Origin of the sequence: Secundilactobacillus similis DSM 23365 = JCM 2765, from assembly GCF_001311075.1 — a bacterium.
Taxonomy (GTDB): Bacteria; Bacillota; Bacilli; order Lactobacillales; family Lactobacillaceae; genus Secundilactobacillus; species Secundilactobacillus similis.
The window spans coordinates 1-5,811 of record NZ_BBAD01000126.1 but is presented as its reverse complement, the minus strand read 5'-3'; the positions used below and the strand labels follow the sequence as shown (position 1 = coordinate 5,811).

Annotated in this window: 5 protein-coding genes; 3 read left to right on the top strand and 2 right to left on the bottom strand. The window is 46.2% G+C overall.

Annotated elements, in window-relative coordinates; translation table 11 throughout:
* Positions 1-84: 84 nt before the first annotated feature.
* Both JCM2765_RS15795 and JCM2765_RS15790 read right to left on the bottom strand, forming a co-directional pair.
* Positions 85-708, bottom strand: a complete 624-nt coding sequence (locus tag JCM2765_RS15795) for a TetR/AcrR family transcriptional regulator (protein ID WP_054737507.1) — start codon at positions 706-708, stop codon at positions 85-87.
* A 155-nt stretch (positions 709-863) separates the two neighbouring features.
* Positions 864-2,237, bottom strand: a complete 1,374-nt coding sequence (locus JCM2765_RS15790) for an Nramp family divalent metal transporter (RefSeq protein WP_054737506.1) — start codon at positions 2,235-2,237, stop codon at positions 864-866.
* A gap of 418 nt (positions 2,238-2,655) precedes the next feature.
* Here JCM2765_RS15790 and JCM2765_RS15785 point away from each other — a divergent pair, with 418 nt between their 5' ends.
* The 3 genes from JCM2765_RS15785 to JCM2765_RS15775 all read left to right on the top strand — a co-directional run bounded on the left by JCM2765_RS15785 (position 2,656) and on the right by JCM2765_RS15775 (position 5,682).
* Positions 2,656-3,357: a response regulator transcription factor gene (locus JCM2765_RS15785; RefSeq protein WP_054737505.1), complete on the top strand. Its 702-nt coding sequence runs from the start codon at positions 2,656-2,658 to the stop codon at positions 3,355-3,357.
* Positions 3,350-4,750: a sensor histidine kinase gene (locus JCM2765_RS15780; RefSeq protein WP_054737504.1), complete on the top strand. Its 1,401-nt coding sequence runs from the start codon at positions 3,350-3,352 to the stop codon at positions 4,748-4,750. Before JCM2765_RS15785 ends, JCM2765_RS15780 begins: the two co-directional genes overlap by 8 nt.
* Positions 4,751-4,839: 89 nt before the next feature.
* The gene (locus JCM2765_RS15775) at positions 4,840-5,682 is read left to right on the top strand and encodes a COG4705 family protein (protein WP_054737503.1); all 843 of its coding nucleotides are present in this window, start codon (positions 4,840-4,842) and stop codon (positions 5,680-5,682) included.
* Positions 5,683-5,811: the final 129 nt, after the last annotated feature.

Below are 5,811 nucleotides of genomic sequence, written 5' to 3'. Positions count from 1 at the left end.
ATTCAAAATTTAACCCTTTAATTTCAAAAAAAGTGCTATTCTGACCGAATCAGATTCTCGTCAGAATAGCACTTTTTTAGTCAATCAAGCTGTCTGTAATAGGCCCAACACCAACTGTAATTGAGGCCGCAACGCCGCTTTAATTGCCGGGGTCATTTCCCGGTTGTTACGAATCAATAACTCATCATAAATCACTTTTTGGTAAATCGAGGTGATCACCCGCGCTAATGGCCGGTACTGGGTTGCGTCAACCGGTAGAATGGTCGAAATCGTCTTAAACTGCGCGCTGATCATCGATACGAGGCTCTCTAGAACCTGCATCAACCAATCCGCCTGCTTATCAGACAGCAACATCCGCTCCCGGATCGTAATCATAAACGACTGATAACTAGCTTCATCTTGAAAGACCTGCCAAACTCGCTCAAAAACGGTCATTAGTCGATCTTCTAAGTCGCTAATCGTTTGACACCCCTCAAATGAAATCTGAACCTGATTCATCCGACTCATAATGCCGCGATAAACGATCGTATCTAAAATCTCATGTTTGCCATGGGGGAAGTAATAGTACAGCAACCCTTCAGCCGTACCCGCTTCTTTGTTGATTTTTCGGGTCGTTGTTGCTTCAAAGCCCTGCGTTGCAAACAGTTCTCGCGCAACCTTGATCATCTTTTCTTTTTGATGATCGCCCCTAGTTTCGTTCTTCGTCATTGACCTCACAACCTCACGTTTTCGGTTAACCTAAGTTTAATTCAAATCACGTTAATAATAAAGTCTAAATAGTCAAACTTTTGTTCAAGCTATTAAAAAAGGGCCGGTTACCGAAAATTGCTTTCCGGTGTCCACCCTTTTCATTTAACCTAACGTCAGAACGCTTGACTTACTGTCTGAACAATCAGGTAAACGTTCAACCCAACCAGAACAATTGCCGCGATCCACGCACAGTATTTGACCCAAGCCCGGTTCGCAAATTCACCCATGATCTTCTTGTTACTCGTGAAGAGTACCAGAGGAATGATGGCAAACGGTAACGCCACACTCAGGAAGACTTGTGAGAACGTCAGTAAGTTTTCAATTTTAGCTTCATTGCCGTGGTAGTAAACCGCGAAGGCCAGCACAGGCGCCACCGAAAGGATCCGAGTAACTAACCGTTGAGCCCACAATGGAATCCGTAAGCGAATGAACCCTTCCATGACGATTTGACCAGCCAACGTCCCGGTAATCGTGGAACTTTGACCTGAAGCTAACAGTGCAACAGCGAACAGCATACTCAACATTGGACTAGCAATTGCACCAACGACTTGGCTATCGCTCAAGGCGTTAAATAAATCAACGAAACGGCCCAATGAGCTATCAGTACCAAAGAACAAGGCTGCCCCTAAAATCAGTAACAAACTGTTCACGATGAACGCCAAGAACAATTGGATGTTCGAGTCGATCGTTGAGAACTTGATGGCTTTCTTAATCTCTGCTCGGTCTGAACGATCCAGTTGCCGCGTTTGTGAAATCGATGACCCCAAGTATAAATCATGAGGCATCACAGTTGCCCCAACGATCCCTAAGGTCAGGTAAAGCATCGAGTGGTTTGTCATAATGGCGCTCGTTGGGACATAACCATTAATGATCCCAGCAATACTTGGGTGAGAAAGTGCAACTTCGTAAGCGAAGACCAGCACGATCACGATCACCAGTGTTGCAACGATTCCTTCGATCTTCCGGAACCCTAACTTCATCAACAGCAATAAAATCAACACGTCAGCGGACGTAATGAGAATACCGACAATCAGTGGCATTCCGAATAATAGCTTTAACGCAATAGCGGATCCGATAATTTCAGCAACGTCGGTGGCCATGATTGCCAATTCCGAAACGACCCACAGGAAGATACCCATTCCCTTGGTCGTGCGTTCCCGCGTTAACTGTGCTAGATCCTTCCCCGTCACGATCCCTAACTTAGCGGACATGGCTTGCAGTAGCATCGCAATCAAACTTGAGATCAAAACCACTGCCAGTAACTTGTACTTAAACTGGGCACCACCAGCGATAGACGTAATCCAGTTACCTGGATCCATATACCCAACCGCAATCAGGACACCCGGACCAGTGTAGGCCATTAACGTCTTCCAAAATCCGGCGTTCTTAGGGACCCGCACACTCCCGTTAACTTCATCCAAACTCTTGCCGTCACCGCCAACACCTTGGACAAACTTAGCGTGCTTTTCAACATCAGCTTCTTTCATCAATAAGAACCTCTTTTCTATTGGCTTAGAAATTCGGTTGGTCCACGAAAGCTCAAAATTGATATAAGGTTAAGCAACTAACCGTTTAACGTCATATCAATTTTTCTTTCATTGATCCAAACATTCAAAGCAATTTAATTTAATTTTCAACCGGTAAGTTGAGCACCCGCTCAACTCGCCACAACATACTATACCACCCCGTTTTAAAAATACAAGCTTTTTATGGTGGTGTAAGCGCTATAAGTTGGATTATGTCGATTTGATTATTCGGATAGCCTAAACTCTCATGTGATTCCCATTCTTTGTAGCCTTAACGCGCAAAATCAGATTGGTCGTTTTACGTTGTTGAAAAATAGACTATACTGCTCATAGAAACGTAACTGATTGATGCTATCACTCACGAAAGAAGCTGATTTCAATCAAACATCAAATTCTCGTTGTTGAAGATGAAAAGGGCCTTCAACGACTACTGACCACCGAACTTTCCTTTGAAGGCTACGACGTTCTCATCGCCGGCGATGGCGAAACGGCCTTAGCAACCTTCAACGCTAATCAAACAACCCTTAACCTCATCTTATTAGACTGGATGATTCCTAAAATCGATGGCTTAGGGGTTCTTCGCCGAATTCGCCGTGTAGACGCCAAGTTACCAATCATCTTTCTCACCGCTCGTGACTTTAGTGGCGATAAAGTGGCTGGTCTCGATAGTGGCGCTGATGATTACATTACTAAACCCTTTGACATGGAAGAATTACTCGCCCGAATTCGGGTTATCTTTCGCCATCAGGCCCAACAGACAACGATTGACCCAACGTACCAATTAGGCCATTTAGTGCTTAATACGAAGGCACACCTCGTGACCTACCAAGATCAACAAATTGCGCTTACGCAGCGCGAGTATGCCTTGATGTTGTGCTTGATTCAACATCCAAATGAAACCCTCGATCGTGATGAAATTCTCGACATCGTTTGGGGCACCGATTTCGTTGGCCAAGCAAATATCGTTGACGTTTACGTCCGGCAACTCCGGCACAAGTTTCAGACCCTTCAATTTGCCGATTTTCAGATTGAAACGGTGCGCGGTGTCGGCTACTCCCTAACGGAGGTTGCCCATGACTAACGATCATCCCGCGCTCACTAACCGCTCACTTATTCGGCGGACATACATTCGAACGATTTTGATTACGGCCGTTTTAAGCCTGTTCATCACGCTAAGTGTGATTGCCGTCCTCTTGATTCAAAGTGGTACCAACACCGCTACCAAGATGACCGAGTCATTACAAGATACCTTCGTTCACCCAACGCCTAACACCGATGCCTGGCAAGCAACGAGTCAACAAGGACCCTCGACCACTTACGTCAAAATTCAGTATCGAAACGGAAATACGAATCGGCAGCACACCTTTTATTCTAAAAAGGCAGCCGCCTTTACCACCCAATCATCACACCAACTCACAGCTGGCATCACCTCCGTCAACGGTAGCGGTTGGTATTTTTATAAACGTCACCGCACCGCCCGAGCCACTTATCAGGTCTGGATCAAGGCAGATTATGCGCTGCAACAGCTCTACACCGTTATCATTGCAGTCTTGTTAGTCGTCGTTTTAAGCGCCAGCATTGGGACCTTTTTAATTGATTTGGCAGCCAAAAGGATCACGCAGCCGTTAGCGTCATTAACCAAAACCGCCAACCAACGGGTACAAGCTACGGACATCAGTGCTGCCCCGCTCCCAGTTCCCGCTGAACCCCTTGAAGCTCACCAACTTGCTGGTAGTTTTAACCAACTCCTCCGCGCCCTTAACGACCAAATGACGCGAGAAAAACGCTTTGTGGCGGACGCTTCTCACGAACTTCGAACCCCACTTGCAGTCATTCGCGGGTATATCAGCTTACTTCAGCGCCGTGGCAAACAACACCCCGAAGTATTCGATGAGGCCCTCTCTTTTTTGGATAGTGAATCCCTACGCTTGCAAGAACTTGTCGCCTCACTGCTGACGATCACCCGTAACGAACAGGCCATTTTAACCCTAGAACCAGTCAATCTGAGCAACCTGCTAACAACCGTTGTGACCAGTTATCAGCAACAAAGCCCGCAATCGATTACGACTCAGCTAGCGTCCGATTCCTGGATCAGCGGTCACCCAGATAGTCTCAAACAAATTACCCTAGCCTTACTCGATAACGCCCGCAAATACGCTGCTAACGCCACCGTCACCGTTAAAGCCCAGCAAATCGATCAACACATCGTGATGACCGTTGCTAACACCGGTCCCAATATTCCCGACGATGCCAAGCCCCACCTCTTCGATCGGTTTTACCGGGTTGATGAATCGCGTTCTAGTGATATTCCGGGTTCCGGGCTTGGTCTCGCCATTGTGAAGCAATTAGTCGACCAACACCACGCTCAAATCTCAGTAACGGATAACGTTCCAACCGGAGCGGTATTTAGCATCACCTTCGATCAACTTGATCCCCAATTCAAAAATGAAGAACCTTCATCAAACCTTCACTGACTCTAGATAGCGACTAAGGGCGTAACTGCTTATGATTAATGTAATCAATCAGTTACGTCCTTATTTGTCTCAACTGGAGGGAGATTATTATGACAGAAGAACTTACATCAACTCATCCTGTGCTCAACAAGGTGCCCGGGATCACCCTATTATTTTGGCTCACCAAGTTAATCAGTACCGGTCTCGGTGAATCCGTTTCAGATTTCTCAAGTCAAATTTTTGGTCAACAAAACGGCAACCTCGGCGAACTATTTACCGTTGCTTGGTCACTCGGTTTATTTGCTATTTTCCTCACCTTACAATTTCGGTCTGACCGCTACCGACCAGTTTATTACTGGTCTTCGGTTGCGTTACTCGCAGTTTTCGGAACTTTTTCTGCCGACACGTTTAAATCCATCACTGGGCTTCACTACATGGAAACGACGTTGATTTTCGGTGTACTGATGGTGATCAGTTTTGCGGCCTGGTACCTGACCACCCATGACCTTTCAATTCACCACATCACCACCGCTAAAAAAGAAGGCTTTTACTGGTTAACCGTTGCCTTTTCCTTTATGTTAGGGACCGCCGCTGGTGACTGGTTTGCGACCGCTCGCGTTGGTGGTTATAACGTCGACCCAACTGGCTTGGGCTTAGGCTTTCTTAACACTGGTTTAATTTTAGGTGCCGTCTTCGTTGCCCTAATTGCTTACAGAGTAGTTATGAAGCCCCAACAAAATTCCGTTGCTGAAATCACGACTTTTTGGTTAGCTTACATCTTAACTCGGCCAGTTGGTGCCAGCTTTGCTGACTACTTCGGCTATAACTTCCACAATGGGTTTCTTGGCAATCAAGGCATGTCCGTTATCTGGATCGTTTTATTCGCCATCTGCTTAGGCGTTACCATCGTTCGGCATTCACAAACGGTGAAATTAAGTGCTCATGTAAACTAAAGATTAACTTCCAATAGCTCGCTGTGCAATTGCGCAGCGGGCTATTTTGCTGTCGCTTGTGTCCAGCGTAAGCATGTTAAGTTTGTGAAGTGATTCTGGTTTTATATGGTGGGAGGATGCCGCGGGAGA